At 50.8% G+C, this 17,239-nt stretch carries 10 protein-coding genes; 8 read left to right on the forward strand and 2 right to left on the reverse strand.

Features of this window, described 5'->3' with window-relative positions; genetic code table 11:
• Window positions 1-77 precede the first annotated feature (77 nt).
• Window positions 78-1,178, forward strand: a complete 1,101-nt coding sequence (gene glf, locus ACTNDI_RS11055) for a UDP-galactopyranose mutase (protein ID WP_441101040.1) — start codon at window positions 78-80, stop codon at window positions 1,176-1,178.
• A gap of 45 nt (window positions 1,179-1,223) precedes the next feature.
• The gene (locus ACTNDI_RS11060; protein ID WP_441101041.1) at window positions 1,224-3,668 is read left to right on the forward strand and encodes an ATP-dependent helicase; all 2,445 of its coding nucleotides are present in this window, start codon (window positions 1,224-1,226) and stop codon (window positions 3,666-3,668) included.
• A gap of 142 nt (window positions 3,669-3,810) precedes the next feature.
• On the opposite strand, the gene ACTNDI_RS11065 is transcribed toward ACTNDI_RS11060, so the two are convergent.
• Entirely contained in the window at window positions 3,811-4,503 is a 693-nt protein-coding gene (locus ACTNDI_RS11065; protein ID WP_441101042.1) for a phosphatase PAP2 family protein, read from the reverse strand.
• A 75-nt stretch (window positions 4,504-4,578) separates the two neighbouring features.
• Entirely contained in the window at window positions 4,579-5,421 is an 843-nt protein-coding gene (locus tag ACTNDI_RS11070; protein ID WP_441101043.1) for a glycerophosphodiester phosphodiesterase family protein, read from the reverse strand.
• Window positions 5,422-5,766: 345 nt separating this feature from the next.
• Between ACTNDI_RS11070 and ACTNDI_RS11075 the strand changes: the two genes are divergently transcribed.
• The 6 genes from ACTNDI_RS11075 to radA all read left to right on the forward strand — a co-directional run bounded on the left by ACTNDI_RS11075 (window position 5,767) and on the right by radA (window position 16,664).
• On the forward strand, window positions 5,767-9,531 hold the full coding sequence (locus ACTNDI_RS11075) for a phosphoribosylformylglycinamidine synthase (protein ID WP_441101044.1): 3,765 nt from the start codon (window positions 5,767-5,769) through the stop codon (window positions 9,529-9,531).
• 255 nt (window positions 9,532-9,786) lie between these two features.
• Window positions 9,787-11,154 (forward strand): hemolysin family protein, encoded by a 1,368-nt coding sequence (locus tag ACTNDI_RS11080; RefSeq protein WP_441101045.1) that lies wholly within the window; start codon window positions 9,787-9,789, stop codon window positions 11,152-11,154.
• 137 nt (window positions 11,155-11,291) lie between these two features.
• Window positions 11,292-11,798, forward strand: coding sequence for an SEC-C metal-binding domain-containing protein (locus ACTNDI_RS11085; RefSeq protein ID WP_441101046.1), 507 nt, complete (start codon window positions 11,292-11,294; stop codon window positions 11,796-11,798).
• 96 nt (window positions 11,799-11,894) lie between these two features.
• Window positions 11,895-14,468: an ATP-dependent Clp protease ATP-binding subunit gene (locus tag ACTNDI_RS11090; RefSeq protein WP_441101047.1), complete on the forward strand. Its 2,574-nt coding sequence runs from the start codon at window positions 11,895-11,897 to the stop codon at window positions 14,466-14,468.
• 195 nt (window positions 14,469-14,663) lie between these two features.
• Window positions 14,664-15,077: an endosialidase gene (locus ACTNDI_RS11095; protein WP_441101048.1), complete on the forward strand. Its 414-nt coding sequence runs from the start codon at window positions 14,664-14,666 to the stop codon at window positions 15,075-15,077.
• 183 nt (window positions 15,078-15,260) lie between these two features.
• Window positions 15,261-16,664, forward strand: coding sequence for a DNA repair protein RadA (gene radA, locus ACTNDI_RS11100; protein ID WP_441101049.1), 1,404 nt, complete (start codon window positions 15,261-15,263; stop codon window positions 16,662-16,664).
• Window positions 16,665-17,239: the final 575 nt, after the last annotated feature.

The raw sequence follows: 17,239 nt of genomic DNA on the forward strand, positions 1-17,239 counted from the left end.
CGCCATGATGATCTGAAAGATCTGTACGTGCGGAATCGTTACAAAAATATATTAGTAATTGCAGGAGGGATAGGAAAATGAAATATGATTATCTGATTGTCGGAACAGGTCTGTTCGGTGCTGTTTTTGCCCATGAGGCGACGAAGAGGGGATTCCACTGTCTGGCGATTGACAAAAGAGATCACATCGGCGGAAATATTTTCACGGAAGAGATTGAGGGAATCAACGTTCACAAATACGGCGCGCATATTTTTCACACCTCGGACAGGCAGATCTGGGAATATATCAGTCAGTTCGCCGAATTCAACAACTATATCAATTCCCCGATTGCTGTCTATAAGGATGAGCTCTACAACCTTCCGTTTAATATGAATACCTTCAGCCGGATGTGGAATATCCGCACGCCGCAGGAGGCAAAGGATAAAATCGCGGAGCAGATCGCGAGTCTGCACATCACTGAGCCGAAGAATCTGGAGGAGCAGGCGCTTTCTCTTGTCGGAACAGATGTCTATGAGAAGCTGGTGAAGGGCTACACGGAAAAGCAGTGGGGACGTCCCTGCACCGAGCTTCCCGCCTTCATCATCCGCCGGCTCCCGTGCCGCTTCACCTACAACAACAACTATTTCAACGACCGTTTCCAGGGCATTCCCATGGGAGGCTATACGCAGATCATCGAGAAGATGCTTGAGGGCAGTGATGTCATGACCGGAACTGATTATTTCGAGTTCCGGAAGAGCAACCCGGATATCGCGGCGAAGACCGTGTTCACCGGAATGATCGATGAATATTTTGATTACTGCTACGGACCGCTTCAGTACCGGAGTGTCCGCTTTGAGACAGAGGTTCTGGACGAGGAGAACTACCAGGGCAACGCTGTGGTGAATTATACGGACCGGGATGTGCCCTATACCAGAATTATTGAGCACAAGCATTTTGAATTCGGGACACAGCCGAAGACCGTCATCTCCCGTGAATACTCCTCCGAGTGGAGGGTAGGCATGGAGCCGTACTACCCGGTGAACAATGAGGAGAACAACAGTCTGTATCAGAAGTACCGGACACTGGCGGACAAGGAGACCGGCGTGATCTTCGGCGGCCGGCTGGGGCAGTACAAGTATTACGACATGGATAAGGTCATTGCCGCGGCTCTCGAGGCAACCGGAAAGGAATTTGCGTAAAACGCAGATGAGGAATTTCGCAAAAATAAAGACAGGAATTGATTCATGAATGACATATTGAGCAGTTTAAACGCCCCGCAGCGGGAGGCGGTCACAACGACGGAAGGGCCGCTTCTGATTCTGGCGGGCGCAGGCTCCGGAAAAACACGGACGCTGACCTGTCGGGTCGCGTACCTCATTTCCCAGAGACAGGTGAGCCCGTGGAATATCATGGCGATCACCTTCACGAACAAGGCGGCGGGAGAGATGCGGGAGCGCGTCGATCAGCTGGTGACGGCCGGATCCGAGAGCATCTGGATTTCCACCTTTCATTCCACCTGCTGCAGGATTTTGAGGAGATACATCAATCTTATCGGCTACGAGAATAACTTCACCATCTATGACACGGATGACAGCAGACAGGTCATGAAGGAGGTAATCCGCCTGCTGGAGCTGGATCCGAAGGTCTATAAGGAGAAGGCGATTCTTCGTCAGATTTCCTCGGCAAAAAACGAGATGATCGGACCGGAGGAATATGAGAAAAATGCGTCCGGATGGGTCGAAAAGCAGTATGCGAGATGCTATTATGCCTACCAGAAGCGGCTGAAGGAGAATAACGCGCTGGATTTTGATGATCTTCTGGTACTGACCGTCGAACTGTTCCGCCGGGAGCCGGATGTCCTGTCCTATTATCAGGAAAAATTCCGGTACATCATGATCGACGAGTACCAGGATACCAATACCGTTCAGTTCCTTTTTGTGAAGCTTCTGGCCTCGCGGTACCGCAACCTCTGTGTAGTCGGCGATGATGACCAGTCCATCTATAAGTTCCGGGGAGCAAACATACGCAATATTCTCAACTTCGAAAAGGAATATCCCGGCGCGAAGGTGATCCGACTGGAGCAGAACTACCGGTCTACGCAGAACATCCTGAATGCGGCGAACGAAGTAATCGCTCACAACGTCGGCCGAAAGAAGAAAAAGCTCTGGACCGAGAACACAGAGGGATCAAAGATCCATTTTCGTGAGTTTGACGACGGATATCAGGAGGCAGAGTATATTGCCCGCGACATCAGCAGCAAATGCAGCCGGGATGGAATGGCGTATCATGATTTTGCGGTCCTGTACCGGACTAACGCGATGTCCCGTATCTTCGAGGAAAAATTTATCGCCCGGAATATCCCGTACAAGATTGTCGGTGCCATCAATTTCTATGCCCGCAGGGAGATCAAGGATCTGCTTTCTTATCTGAAGACGGTAGATAACGGCAGCGATGACCTCGCCGTCGAACGGATCATCAACATCCCGAAGCGGGGAATCGGGCAGACCTCCATCGGTAAGGTGGAGCAGTACGCACAGGAGAAGAACATCGGCTTCTACGACGCTCTTCTGGAGGTGGACCGGATCCCGGGCATGTCACGTGCCGCGGGAAAGATTCGCGGATTCACAAATCTGATTGAAAAATACCGGAGCCTGAACGCGGACGGCTACACTGTCCGCGAAATCCTCGAGCTGATCATCTCGGAGACGGGTTATGTCGCGGAGCTGGAGGCGCAGGGAGACGATGAGGCTAAGGCCCGCATCGAGAACATCAATGAATTGATTTCAAAGACGGAGGATTACACGAACTCAGCGGAGACACCCTCGCTCTCGGATTTTCTGCAGCAGGTCTCACTCGTGGCAGACATCGACAGCGTAGAGGAGGACAGCGATTATGTGCTCCTGATGACGCTGCACAGCGCGAAGGGGCTGGAATTTGACAATGTCTACATGGCCGGAATGGAGGAAAATACCTTCCCGAGCTACCTTTCGATCAGTGAACATGACACGGAGGAAATGGAAGAGGAGCGCCGCCTGTGCTATGTAGGAATCACACGGGCCAGAAAGGATCTCACGATGACGGCGGTCCGCATGCGGATGGTGAGAGGCGAGCCGCAGTTCCTGAAGGCATCGCGATTCGTGAGGGAAATCCCGCGGGAATATATCGAGCTGGAGCGGGAGACGACAGACACCCGGAATTTCCTGAATCCTCCGAAGCTGTCCTTTGATGATATCATGGGCATGGGCAGACAGGAAAGCGGATATGACCGGACAGGAGGCGGATATGGCACGTCGGGCAGTACAGTATCCGGGAACAGATATGGCACGTCGGGCGGAGTATCCGGAAGCGGATACGGCTCATCCGGAGCAGAGAAAAACCGGTTCGGTGCGTCCGGCTACGGCAGCTCCGGTTATGGCAGCTCCGGATACCGGAATCCGTCCGTATCCCGCCCGGGCGGAAAGAACGCGAAGGGCCGGTTCCGCCTGGAAGAATTCCGGGTATCAAAGCCGGATCATCTGGATTATCAGACCGGAGACACGGTCAGACATGTGAAGTTCGGAATCGGAACAGTGAAAGAGATCAAGGACGGGCCGAGAGACTACGAGGTGACGGTCGATTTTGAAAACTTCGGCATCAAGAGGATGTTTGCATCCTTCGCCAAATTAAAGAAAGTAAAGGCGGATATCTGATATCCGCCTTTGTCATTTCTGGATTTATAGAATTCATGGAACCCGATCCTGTAGAAAATTTATTCTGAATAGAATTTAATACCAGACAGGATTCAAACCCGGCTGATAGGGAACCGGGCTGATGCCGGCTGCCTGAGACCGGTTACCTCCCGGAAGTGGCAAAGCTGTCAGCCTCTGCCTGCGGTTCCGCAGCTTCTGCCGGTTGGTAAATCAGACGATACAGAATAATGCTCATGAAGATTCCCCCGGCGACATCGTATACGGAATGCTGCTTCAGAAACATTGTGGAGAGAATGATCAGAAAAGCCAGCGTAAAGGTTCCGATCCGGAGGCCCTTGTAATTCTTCAGCATCTTGCAGTTATTGACTGCCAGGGCAGCGGAGAGGGAATTGTATACGTGGATACTCGGGAAAACATTGGTGGGTGTATCCATCTGATACAGCCTTGCGACCATCCGGCTGAAGATGTTGTGATTCGGAAGCGCTGCGGGACGGATATCCAGCCCGTTCGGATAGATCGCCGAGACGATCAGGAAAATAGTCATTCCCGAGAAAAGATAGAGGAGGAAGCGGTGATATTCCGTTACATCCCGGTTGATTGCGGTGAAAAATCCGAACACAAGAAACATGAATACAAACCAGGAAAAGTAGAACACAACAAAATATTCAATAAAAGGTATATACCGGTCGAGCGGGCAGTAGATCAGATGATAGCTTCCCGGATTCCGGATGGTTTTCTCCAGATAACGAAATACAAGAGAATAGAAGACCGCATAGGCGGGAAGAATCCAGAACTGTTTTCTGGATCGGAAAAACGCCGCTACAGATGTCAGCATAAAAAATCCTCCTTAATCATTCAGGGCATTGAGGTATCCCGGTTCTTCAATCATTGATTTTACCCTCAATTTTCATCATGCAATTTCAGCCGGCAGGAATTTTTCAAAAATGATTCCGTCATAGGCATGTCTGCATTTCCGAAATTCCTCGGAAGTTCTCACCGTCCAGGCAAAAACAGGAATCCGGAACAGGTTCTGATTCAGATAAAAACCAAAAGCATCAGACGTGCGGAAGTTATAAGCGACAAAGTCAGGTCTGCTGAGCGCATTAACCAGAAGCGAAGAGGAAAGAAGGGCGATCAGCGGATTCAGCCTGTCTTTTGCCGTGTATTTACCGGAAAGCTGGCCGACAATCGCGTCAGGATCCAGCTGCTTGTATTTTCTAAGGCCCAGAGGATTGAAAGACTCAATCAGGCAGGGACCCTGATAATCCTTGAGAAGATCATACACATAGCAGCAGAGTTCCGTGCTGACCGAAGGAAGTTTCAGCTCAATCAGAAGCGGGACCCTTCCATTTACCAGGCGCAGGACATCTTCCAGAAGCGGCATGTGATGCTCAGTGAAGGAAAGAGAAAGCTTCATGAGATCCTCCGCATTCATCCGTTCACAGGTTCCCCGGACATGACAGACACGCATCAGGGAGTCATCGTGAAAAACGACGAGTTTCTTGTCTTTCGTCAGATGCACGTCAAGCTCAATCGCGTATCCCTGGTCAGCCGCCCGCGCAAATGCGGGGAGCGAATTCTCCGGGATGTTCTGCGTCATATCCCACAGGCCGCGGTGGGCAAAATCCCATCTTGCCAGATCCAGCGTTTTCTGTTTTCTCTTTCCATCGATTCTCGGATGAATACCCCAAAGATAGAACAGAAACAATCCAACCACTATGCCGAGTGCAAGCAGAACTGCATGTATTACCATATTCCAACTCCAAAATCTGTATTTTTCAATGTGACGTATTTCAATGTCACGTATCAGGACTCTGATTGACAAGCTATATTTTGCTTCGAAAGACCCGTTCTGTAAAGATGAAATAATAAAATTTTATTAAGTTTTAACGTGTTGGTGAGAAGAAGATGAATTTTTTATGAAAAAAATTGGCCGGCAGATCGCCTGTTTTTGATTTTACTTGTCGGTAAAACTGTGTTATTCTGTATCTGAATATGCGGATCGGCCTTCAGGGACGGGAAAATCCGGCTTTATGAAGACCTTCCATACAGATGCCGTAACAGTCTATACTTTCAGAAATAGGAAAGGACAGCAAGAATGAGCCAGGTAAGACGTGTATATGTTGAGAAAAAACCGGAATTTGCCGGTCAGGCGAAGGAATTAAGCCACGAGATCCGTCATTATATGGGCGTTTCCGGTGTGAACGATGTCAGAATCCTTATCCGGTATGATGTCGAGAACATCAGCGACGAGGTATTCGAGAAGGCATGCCATGTCGTATTTGCCGAGCCGCCGGTTGATACTCTGTACAAAGAGGATTTTCCGAAGGCGGAGAACGCCCATGTATTCTCCGTGGAATACCTTCCCGGCCAGTTCGACCAGAGAGCAGATTCCGCCGTGCAATGTGTACAGTTCCTGAAGGGCGATGAGCAGCCGATTATCCGCACTGCCACCACCTATGTCATTGACGGAGATGTGAGCGACAAGGACATGGAGGTGATCAAGGGACACTGCATCAATCCGGTTGATTCCCGTGAAAGTGCCGCCGAGAAGCCGGAAACCCTCGTGATGAGCTTTGAAGAGCCGGCAGATGTGAAGGTATTTGACGGATTTATCGAGATGGACGAGAACGCGCTGCAGGATCTCTATCAGTCCCTCAACCTGGCGATGACCTTCAAGGATTTCAAATTCATTCAGGATTATTTCGCGAACGATGAGAAGAGAAACCCGACCGTTACCGAGATTCGCGTGCTGGATACCTACTGGTCCGATCATTGCCGTCACACCACATTCTCGACCGAGCTGAAGAACATTGCCTTCGGTGACGGTGATTACAGGGCTCCGATTGAGGACAGCTACAACCGGTATCGTCATGATTTTGACGTCCTTTATAAAGGAAGAAACGGAAAATATATCTGCCTGATGGATCTGGCATGCCTTGCAGCAAAGAAGCTGAAGGCGGATGGAAAGCTGACCGATCAGGAGGAATCTGATGAGATCAATGCCTGCAGCATCATCGTTCCGGTCGATGTAGACGGAAAGTATGAGGAGTGGCTCATCAATTTCAAGAATGAGACGCACAACCATCCGACAGAGATTGAACCCTTCGGCGGCGCTGCGACCTGTCTGGGCGGCGCGATCCGTGATCCGCTTTCCGGAAGAACCTATGTGTATCAGGCGATGCGTGTCACTGGAGCGGCGGACCCGACCGTTCCGGTTTCTGAAACCATGAAGGGCAAACTTCCGCAGAAGACGCTGACGAGACAGGCTGCGCACGGCTACAGCTCCTACGGAAACCAGATTGGTCTTGCAACCGGCTATGTCAAGGAAATCTACCACCCGAATTACGTGGCGAAGCGTATGGAGATCGGCGCGGTGATGGGCGCGGCTCCGAGAAGAGCGGTGCAGAGGCTGAATTCGGACCCGGGCGACATCATCATTCTGCTCGGAGGCAGAACCGGCCGTGACGGAATCGGCGGAGCGACGGGATCCTCCAAGATTCATACCACACAGTCCCTTGAGACCTGCGGTGCAGAGGTCCAGAAAGGTAATGCGCCGACAGAGCGGAAGCTGCAGAGAATGTTCCGCCGCCCGGAGGTCAGTCACATCATCAAGAAGTGCAACGACTTTGGCGCAGGCGGTGTTTCCGTTGCCATCGGTGAACTTGCTCCCGGACTCCGGATCGACCTGGATAAGGTTCCGAAGAAGTATGCGGGTCTTGACGGCACAGAGCTGGCAATCTCCGAATCCCAGGAGCGGATGGCAGTGGTAGTATCTCCGAAGGATGCGGATCAGTTCCTGAAGTACGCACACGAAGAGAATCTCGAGGCGGTTAAGGTCGCTGTCGTTACGGAAGAGCCGCGCCTTGTGATGAACTGGAGAGGAAAGACCATCACGGATCTGTCCCGCGCCTTCCTGGATACCAACGGCGCGCATCAGGAGACCGATGTAAAGGTCGATATTCCGAATAAAGCAGACAGCGTTCTTAAGAGAAGCGGAGATATTGACGACGTAAAGGTAAAATGGCTGGATTCTCTCAAGGATCTGAATGCATGCTCTCAGAAGGGTCTGGTCGAGATGTTCGATTCCTCGATCGGCGCCGCGAGCGTTCTGATGCCTTACGGAGGAAAATATCAGCTGACCGAGACGCAGAGCATGATCGCCAAGGTTCCTGTTCCGGATCTGAAGACCAATACCGTCACCATGATGGCCTATGGCTTCGATCCCTATGTGTCAAGCTGGAGCCCGTATCACGGAGCAGTTTACGCTGTGACACAGTCTATCGCGAAAATTGTCGCGGCAGGCGGTGATTTCCACAAGATTCATTTCACCTTCCAGGAATACTTCCGCAGAATGACAGAAGATCCGGAAAGATGGAGCCAGCCGTTTGCGGCTCTTCTCGGCGCGTATGAGGCGCAGATCGAGTACGGTCTTGCTTCCATCGGCGGCAAGGACAGCATGTCCGGTACCTTCAATGACATCGATGTTCCGCCGACGCTTGTGTCCTTCGCGGTAGATGTCGCGGAACTGAAGGATGTGATCACACCGGAACTGAAGACCCCGGGAGACAAGCTGGTCTGGATCCGCATTCCGAAGAATCAGTACGAGCTGCCGGTCTATGATCAGGTTATGGATCTGTACAGCAGGGTACATGAAGACACCGAGGCGGGACGGGTCAAGGCTGCCTACGTTGTCGAGAGAAGCGGAATTGCTGTCGCGGTAAGCAAGATGGCGTTCGGTAATAAGCTCGGCGTTACCATTGATCACAGTGTGGATGCGAGAGACCTTTTCAGCCCGTATCTCGGAGACCTTATCCTTGAGGTACCTTCCGATCAGGTCGGTAAGCTTGCTTCTTCTTACACGGTTATCGGTGAGGTAAATGGCGACGGAGTATTCCGTTACAGCAATACCTCCATTTCCATGGACGATGCTCTGAACGCGTGGAACGGGACATTGAGCGGCGTGTTCAAGACCGTTTCCGGCGTTCCCGCAAAGGATACCGGCGTTGAGGACAAGGGATTATTCAAAGCAGACAGCATCTATGTGTGCGGCCACAAGCTCGCGCAGCCAACCGTATTCATCCCTGTATTCCCGGGAACCAACTGCGAGTACGACAGCGCGAGAGTCTTCGAGGCGGCCGGAGCCAGAACCATCACAAAGGTATTCCGCAATCTGAGCGCAACAGATATCGTGGATTCTGTGGAGGAGTTCCGCAAGGCGATTGAACAGTCCCAGATCATCATGTTCCCGGGTGGTTTCTCTGCCGGAGATGAGCCGGATGGATCTGCCAAGTTCTTCGCGACTGCTTTCCAGAACGCAAGCATAAAGGAAGCGGTAAATGACCTCCTGCAGAAGAGAGATGGACTTGCTCTGGGCATCTGCAACGGCTTCCAGGCACTGATCAAGCTCGGTCTTGTACCGAACGGCGAGATTACCGGTCAGAAGGAGGACTCGCCGACGCTGACCTTCAACACCATTCATCGGCATATTTCCAAGATGGCATATGTCAAGGTTGTGTCCAATAAATCCCCATGGCTTGCCGGAACAGAGCTGGGAGGCATTTACACGATGCCTGCTTCTCACGGAGAAGGAAGATTCGCGGCGAACTCCGAGTGGATCCGCAGACTTCAGGAGAACGGTCAGATTGCCACCAGATACTGTGATCTCGATGGGAACTTCACCGATGATGAATACTGGAACATTAACGGCTCCTACTTCAACATTGAGGGAATCACCAGCCCGGACGGACGCGTATACGGCAAGATGTGCCATGCGGAACGCCGCGGAGACGGGGTATCCGTCAACATCTACGGTGAAAAAGACATGAAGCTTTTTGAATCCGGTGTAAATTACTTCAGATAATACACTTTGGAATTTTCAAATTTCATCAGATGGTTTCAGGTTTGAAATTTCATCGGGTGATTTCGGATCAGAGGCTTCCGGTTCGGAAGCCTCTTTGTTTACGCGAACAGTGAGCCGCAGCCGAATGCGAAGTATTCGTGTGCGGCGAGCGTCGCGATAGCGAGATAAAACTCGCGCAGCGTGTTTTATCTCGTTTGACATACGGCAATGCTTTTTTATACAACTTATGAACGATTGATTTGGAGGAAATAACGAATGGACAGTGGTCCCTGGATATGGTACGTTATCCTGACGATCCTGATGATTGCGCTTTCGGCAGTATTTACCGCCTGTGAGACAGCCGTACTTGCGTTGACAGACACACAGATTGATGAATTGAAGGAAGAAGAAAATACGGCGGTTCCCTATCTTCAGAAATTGAAGGGAAATTCCGGAAGATTTCTCACTTCGATTCACACACTGAATATGCTCTGTATCGTGGGGAGCTCAGCTGCGCTGACCGCAGTCTGCCTGGATAAGCTCTGCGGAGCACTGGGAATAAGCGTAGGCGATGGCGCTGCCCGGGCAGCCGTCACAGTGATCTGTGTCCTTGTGTTCACTGCCATTCTGATGATTCTGACAAATATTCTTCCCAAGGCATTTGCCGGAAGAAAAACGGCCAGGACCGCGTGTGATCTGGCCGGATGGTATCGCTTCTTCGGCGTGATTTTTTTCCCGTTAACGGAAATCATCTCAGGCATCTCAAACGGAATCCTCAGGCTCAACGGGATCGATCCTGCGAGTCTGAGAATGAATGTGACGGAGGACGAAATCAAGATGATGGTAGACCGGGGAACCATGCACGGCAACATCAATTCGGATGAGCAGGAGATGATCCGCAATGTCTTCGAGTTCGATGACATCTCTGTTGATGAGATCTGCACACACAGGAAGGATGTCGCCTGCCTGTATGAGGAGGATCCGCTCGAGGAGTGGGAGAAAACCATTCACGAGAGCCGTCACGACCAGTTCCCGGTTGTGCGGGAAACTCCGGATAATGTACTTGGCGTTCTGGATGCGAAGGATTATTTCCGCCTTCGCGGCGCAACACAGGAGGAAATTATGGCCCGCGCGGTCGATCCTGCCTATTTCGTACCCGGTTCGGTCAAGGCGGATGTTATGTTTCAGCACATGAAGACCACAGGCAATTACTTCGCCATCGTTTTGGACGAATATGGCGGAATGGACGGCGTGATCACCATGAAGGATCTGCTCGAGGTTCTGGTAGGGGATCTTACGGAAGACGACGAGACGGATGAACCGGACGACATCATCAAGATTTCTCCGACAACCTGGCGAATCCAGGGCGGCGCATCCCTCGATGAGGTGAATCAGGCCCTTGGCAGAAATCTTCCAGACGAGGACTACGACACCTTCGGAGGCTATATTCTGGGCCGCCTCGGTTACGTCCCCGAGGACGGAAGCCATTTCGAGCTGGATACGGACGCCATGCATATCCGCGTGTACCGTATTCAGGATCACAGGATCGAGAATACCCTTGTGACGCTGCTGCCGGAACGGATGGAAAACACCGGGGATGCTTCCGAAGAGGAAGAAAAAAGTCCACAGACAAAGCAGAAATGAGAACGAGAAGTTTCCAGACTTGAAATTCTATGCGGATTCATCTATACTGTTTTAGAATGCTTGCGGCATCCTATCGTTTGGGGCGGATCCGAAGACAGCCGCGCGGCATTTAGAAAACAGAAGGATGGTATTTTGAAATGGCCTTATTACAGGATTGGCAGGCAATTGCCTACAATAAAGAGACAAATAAGAATGAACTTCAGAAGTTCTGGCAGGATTATTTCCTTGTTGAGAAGGGAATATATGAGAAGCTTCTGACGAACCCGAATGAGGTAGTAAAGGGTACGGTCAAGGAGCTTGCGGATAGATACAAGATCGACGTTATGACGATGACCGGATTTCTGGACGGGATCAACGATTCCCTGAAGGTGCCGAATCCGATTGAAACCATGACAGAGGACACCGAGGTAAACCTTGGCTTCGACAAGGAAAAGCTCTACAAGAACATGGTTGACGCAAAGGCAGACTGGTTATACAACCTGCCGGAGTGGGACCTGATTTTTTCCGCGGAAAAGAAGAAAGCTCTCTATCTCGAACAGAAGAAGTCCGGCACTATTGTGAAGCCGAAGAAAATCGGCCGCAACGATCCCTGCCCCTGCGGAAGCGGCAAGAAATACAAATACTGTCACGGCAGAAACAAATAATCCGAAATGATCAGCCCGGGAACAAGCATCCCCGGGCTTTTTTCAAATCAAGTTCGGAAAACCTGATGAGAAAAGAAGTGAAAAAGAGATAACAATATGAACAATCAGTTTACATCGAATGCGCGCACAGCTCTATCCCTTGCGAAAAAAATGGCAACGGACAACAGCCAGTCCTACATTGGAACCGAACATATCCTTTTCGGGCTTGTCAGGACAAAGAACAGCACCGCGGCAGCTGTGCTCAAAAGCTTTGGAGTGACGGAAGAAATTCTGAACAAATTCATCAGCTCCATGATTGTACCGGCGGAGGACTCTCCGGTGTGCTACAAGCCGGAATTCACGGTAAAAGCACAGAAGATACTCGATGAGGCAGTCCGGATTGCCGGCAGAGAGGGCCATCGGCTGGCAGGAACCACTCACATCATGATGGCGATCCTCCGGGATTCCGACTCTGTCGCCTACAAGCTGCTTCATTCCACGGAAATCGTGAATATGCAGAAGCTCTATCTGGCTCTGATGAAAACCGCCGGACTGACGGAGGAACAGATGCAGAGCGAAGTCGACGATATCCGTTCGGAATCCGGTGAGCAGAGCGGCAAAACACCGACACTGGATCGTTACAGCAGAGATCTCACGGCAATGGCACGGGAGCACATCCTTGATCCTGTGATCGGTAGAGAGCGGGAAATCACCCGTGTCATCGAGATCCTCAGCCGCCGGAAAAAGAACAACCCGTGCCTGATCGGTGAACCGGGTGTGGGAAAGACTGCAATTGTTGAAGGCCTTGCTCAGAGAATCGCTGAGGGAAATGTCCCGGACGCTATGGCGGAAAAACGCCTGGTCACACTGGACCTTTCTTCCATGGTTGCGGGTTCCAAGTACAGAGGTGAATTTGAGGAACGCATCAAGAAGGTGATCGGAGAAGTAACCGCAGACCGTAACATTCTGCTCTTCATCGATGAAATCCATACGATTATTGGCGCGGGAGGAGCAGAAGGAGCTCTGGATGCGTCAAACATTCTGAAGCCGTCCCTGGCAAGGGGTGAGATTCAGCTGATCGGCGCGACTACTACGGAGGAATACCGTAAGCGCATTGAAAAGGATGCCGCGCTGGAACGAAGATTTCAGCCGGTCACCGTTGAGGAACCCACTTCGGAGCAAACCCTTCAGATCCTTCGGGAAATCCGCCCGCTCTATGAAGCACACCACGGCGTAAGGATACAGGACGAGGCACTGGACGCGGCCGTGCGCCTCAGCACCCGTTATATTAACGACCGCTTCCAGCCGGACAAGGCGATCGATCTTATCGATGAGGCGTCCGCGAGCGTCCAGCTGGGAGACTTCAGACGCGCGGCAGAAGCTGCCGATGGCAGAACAGACTCCGCGAATGAACCGGGGACTGCGTCAGACGAAGCCGGGGTCGGGTCAGAGTCTGTAGACGAACTCGAGCAGAGCGTACAAAAGCTTACCCGGACCGCCGCAGACCGGGCGTCTGTGGAAGACCGCATCCTTGAGATGCGTCGCATCAAGGAAGATTTTATCCGGAAAAACGATTTCGCAAGCGCCTCCCGGGTTCAGAAACTGCAGAATACACTGGAGAGCTGTCTGGAAAAAAGTGAGAAGAAGGGGTCCGGCAGAAGAAAACAGGTTACCGCAGAGGACGTCGCAAAAACAGTATCCATGTGGACCAGGATTCCGGTTTCGAAAATCGCGGAATCGGAATCCAGAAAGCTGGCGAGACTCGAAAGTATTCTGCACAAGCGTGTCATCGGACAGGATGAGGCAGTGTCTGCCGTTTCGCGGGCAATCCGGAGAGGCAGGGTCGGCCTGAAGGATCCGAATCGCCCGATCGGCTCGTTCCTGTTCCTGGGTCCGACCGGTGTCGGCAAGACGGAGCTGTCCAAGGCATTGGCGGAAGCAATCTTCGGAAGTGAGGACGCCATGATCCGTGTGGATATGTCTGAGTACATGGAGAAGCACAGCGTATCCAAGCTGATCGGGTCACCGCCCGGTTATGTCGGGTACGATGAAGGCGGACAGCTCTCAGAAAAAGTGCGCCGTCACCCGTACAGTGTCATCCTCTTCGATGAGATCGAAAAAGCACATCCGGATGTCTTCAACATTCTTCTTCAGGTGCTGGACGACGGACACATCACCGACGCGCAGGGAAGAAATGTGAGCTTCAAGGAGACCATCATCATCATGACCTCGAATGCCGGCGCAAACCGGATAGTGCAGCCGAAGCATCTTGGATTTTTATCAGAGGACAATGAAGAACGGAATTACAGCGATATGAAGGATCAGGTCATGGATGAGATCCGTCAGATGTTCCGTCCGGAGTTTCTGAACCGTATCGATGAGATTCTGGTGTTCCACTCCCTCGGCAAGAAGGAGATGCATCGGATCGTCGATATTCTCCTCGGAGATCTGATCCGGCGCTGCAGCGATCAGATGAACATTCGTCTGACTGTCACCGCGTCGGCAAAGGATAGCCTCATTGAGAAAAGCTATAACAGCAAATACGGAGCAAGACCGCTCAGACGCGCCATCCAGACCAGGATCGAGGATCCACTTGCGGAGGAGATTCTAAAAGGCTCGATCCGGAGCGGAGACCACGTCTCGGTGAGCTGCCGGGATGACAAGATTATCTTCCGGACACAGAAAAAATGATTGCCGAAGGACAGCGAACTGCCGGTATATCACAATTTCACAATCCTGCCTGTTGAGAAAAAAACACGAATATCGTATAATATTTGCAAAGATTAAATGGCGGGCACGTCATCCGCGTTAGAAGGGGAGGCGGACCGCCGAAAGTATCTGTCAGTCAGATACACGAATATTCTATAGCAGAAGGAGTACAAAAAAATGGCTGTCGTTAAGGAACTGCTTCGCGCAGAAAATGACGGAACACTGAGCTTTGGCAATTATGAGCTGGACGCAAAGAAAAAGCTGGGAGATTTTGAATTCAAGGGCAATCTGTACAAAGTAAAAACCTACCGGGAAATCACAAAACTGGAATGCAACGAAACCTTTGTATATGAATCGGTTCCCGGCACTGCGGTAAGAAATCTCAAGATCACAGATCAGGAGATCTCCTTCTCTGTGGAAGGACCGGAAGACGCAGAAATCACGGTTGGCGCCGCTGAGAATACAGAATATCAGGTTCTTCTCGACGATGTGAATGTGGGACACATGACCACGAATATGGGTGGAAAGCTCTCCTTCAGTGTTGAACTCAGCGAAGGAAAATCTGTAAGCGTGAAGATTGTAAAGGTCTGAACCTGCTTGAACGTAAAGATTGAATGAGTTCGAACAGGCGTGAATGCGAAGATTGAATGAAGTCCGAACCTGTTTGGACGTAAAGATTGAGTGAAAGTCCGAACCGACTCGAAGTTAAGCGGAATTGATATGAACAAAAACCAGGCTCCGGAGGATTCCGGAGCCTTTTTCAGGAGATTTTACATGAGCAAAGACAAAAAGAGCGCTTATTTCTGCCAGAACTGCGGATATGAATCCGCAAAATGGATGGGTCAGTGTCCCTCCTGCCACCAGTGGAATACGTTTGTGGAAGAACTCGTTTCGACAAAGAAATCCGGTACAAGAAGCACCGGGCTGTCATCTGCAGGAAATAGCGAGCGCTTGAAACCGAAATCACTTTCGGAGATTGATGTCTCATCCGGGCAGAGGACCCGGACAGACATTGGTGAGATGGACCGTGTACTTGGCGGCGGTATCGTAAAAGGATCGCTGATTCTGATCGGCGGAGACCCGGGTATTGGAAAATCGACCCTGCTTCTTCAAGTGTGTCAGCATCTCACCGCAAAGGGCGTCCGGGTGCTCTATGTGTCGGGAGAAGAGTCCCTGCAGCAGATCAAACTGAGATCCGTGCGCATTGGCACTTTCAGCGACAATCTCAAACTGTTGTGCGAAACAAACCTTACCGATATCGAGGGAGTCATTGAGCATGAGAAGCCGGACATGGTTGTCATTGACTCCATTCAGACGATGTACAACGAGGACATTCAGTCATCGCCCGGGAATGTCTCTCAGGTCAGGGAATCGACCGGGGTGCTGCTCCGCATTGCGAAGACCATGCTGATTCCGATTTTCATTGTCGGTCATATGACGAAGGAGGGAAATGTCGCCGGACCCAGAGTCCTGGAGCACATGGTAGACACCGTGCTCTATTTTGAGGGAGACAGAAGTCAGTCCTACCGGATCCTCCGCGCGGCAAAGAACCGTTTCGGCTCGACAAACGAAATCGGCGTATTTGAGATGCGCGCAGAGGGGCTCAAAGAGGTGGCGAACCCTTCGCAGTACATGCTGGACGGCAGACCGACTGACGCATCCGGCTCTGTCGTCGCCTGTTCGATGGAAGGTACCCGCCCCATCATGATTGAGATTCAGGCGCTGGTGTGTCGCAGTAATTTCGGATTTCCGAGACGAACTGCAAACGGAACGGATTATAATCGCGTAAATCTCCTTATGGCCGTCCTGGAAAAAAGAGTACACATCAATCTGTCACAAAGCGATGCCTATGTGAATATCACCGGCGGAGTGAAAATGACAGAACCTGCTGTAGATCTGGGCATTCTTCTCGCGATCGCGTCGAGCGCAAGAGATATTGCCATCCCCGCAGACACGGTAGTCTTCGGCGAAGTCGGCCTCTCCGGAGAAATCCGTTCCGTGGCAATGGCTGAACAAAGAGTCCGTGAAGCCCAGAAATTGGGATTTCGGACCGTCATTCTTCCAAAATCCTGTATGCGCGCTCTGTCGGGAGTCCGGGAAAGCTCACCGATCAATCTGATACCAGTATCCAATATCGGGGAAGCCATCGGGTACCTCAATGCACTCAAAAAAGCATGAAAATATGATAGGTGATTCTTGATTTGCGTCGCCCGGCTGTCTTGTGAAGGGCGACGATTCTGTGAAAATCTTAATTTGCGTCGCCCGGCCGTCTTGCGGAGGATGATAGTTTTACAATACGCAATAGCAGGATTCCATCCTTAAATGCGGAGGGTTTTGGAAGGGTTAAATTCCACTACGAGATGGAATTTACTTTTGTAATTGAGAAGACGCAAAAAAAATGAAAAAAGTTGTTGACATACATTCGCAATGATGATATAGTATACATCGTTGCAGCGATGCGACAAAACAATTCAACCAAAATGAATTGAGCTGAAAGATTTTCAACACAATCGATTTGGTTATAGAAAACGAATGAACATTGACAACTGAACAGTAAAACACATCCTCGAAAATTCAAATGAAGTTTTATAAAATTTTTGTTTGAACGATCGAAAGTATTCAACGGGTTATCGAACTGTTCACAGGGAGATAACGAATTGATTACGATCCTTTAAAACAGTAAAAAGGGATGAATTAGCCAAGTGTTAATTCTGAACGAATCAATCTTTTTTATGAGAGTTTGATCCTGGCTC

The organism is Bilifractor sp. HCP3S3_D3 (assembly GCF_052063915.1).
In the GTDB taxonomy this organism is placed as follows: Bacteria; Bacillota; Clostridia; order Lachnospirales; family Lachnospiraceae; genus Bilifractor.

Excerpts from the sequence above, each read along its gene's own strand:
- glf (WP_441101040.1), top strand. The coding sequence starts at position 78 with ATGAAATATGATTATCTGATTGTCGGAACAGGTCTGTTCGGTGCTGTT.
- ACTNDI_RS11060 (WP_441101041.1), top strand. The coding sequence starts at position 1,224 with ATGAATGACATATTGAGCAGTTTAAACGCCCCGCAGCGGGAGGCGGTC.
- ACTNDI_RS11065 (WP_441101042.1), bottom strand. The coding sequence starts at position 4,503 with ATGCTGACATCTGTAGCGGCGTTTTTCCGATCCAGAAAACAGTTCTGG.
- ACTNDI_RS11070 (WP_441101043.1), bottom strand. The coding sequence starts at position 5,421 with ATGGTAATACATGCAGTTCTGCTTGCACTCGGCATAGTGGTTGGATTG.
- ACTNDI_RS11075 (WP_441101044.1), top strand. The coding sequence starts at position 5,767 with ATGAGCCAGGTAAGACGTGTATATGTTGAGAAAAAACCGGAATTTGCC.
- ACTNDI_RS11080 (WP_441101045.1), top strand. The coding sequence starts at position 9,787 with ATGGACAGTGGTCCCTGGATATGGTACGTTATCCTGACGATCCTGATG.
- ACTNDI_RS11085 (WP_441101046.1), top strand. The coding sequence starts at position 11,292 with ATGGCCTTATTACAGGATTGGCAGGCAATTGCCTACAATAAAGAGACA.
- ACTNDI_RS11090 (WP_441101047.1), top strand. The coding sequence starts at position 11,895 with ATGAACAATCAGTTTACATCGAATGCGCGCACAGCTCTATCCCTTGCG.
- ACTNDI_RS11095 (WP_441101048.1), top strand. The coding sequence starts at position 14,664 with ATGGCTGTCGTTAAGGAACTGCTTCGCGCAGAAAATGACGGAACACTG.
- radA (WP_441101049.1), top strand. The coding sequence starts at position 15,261 with ATGAGCAAAGACAAAAAGAGCGCTTATTTCTGCCAGAACTGCGGATAT.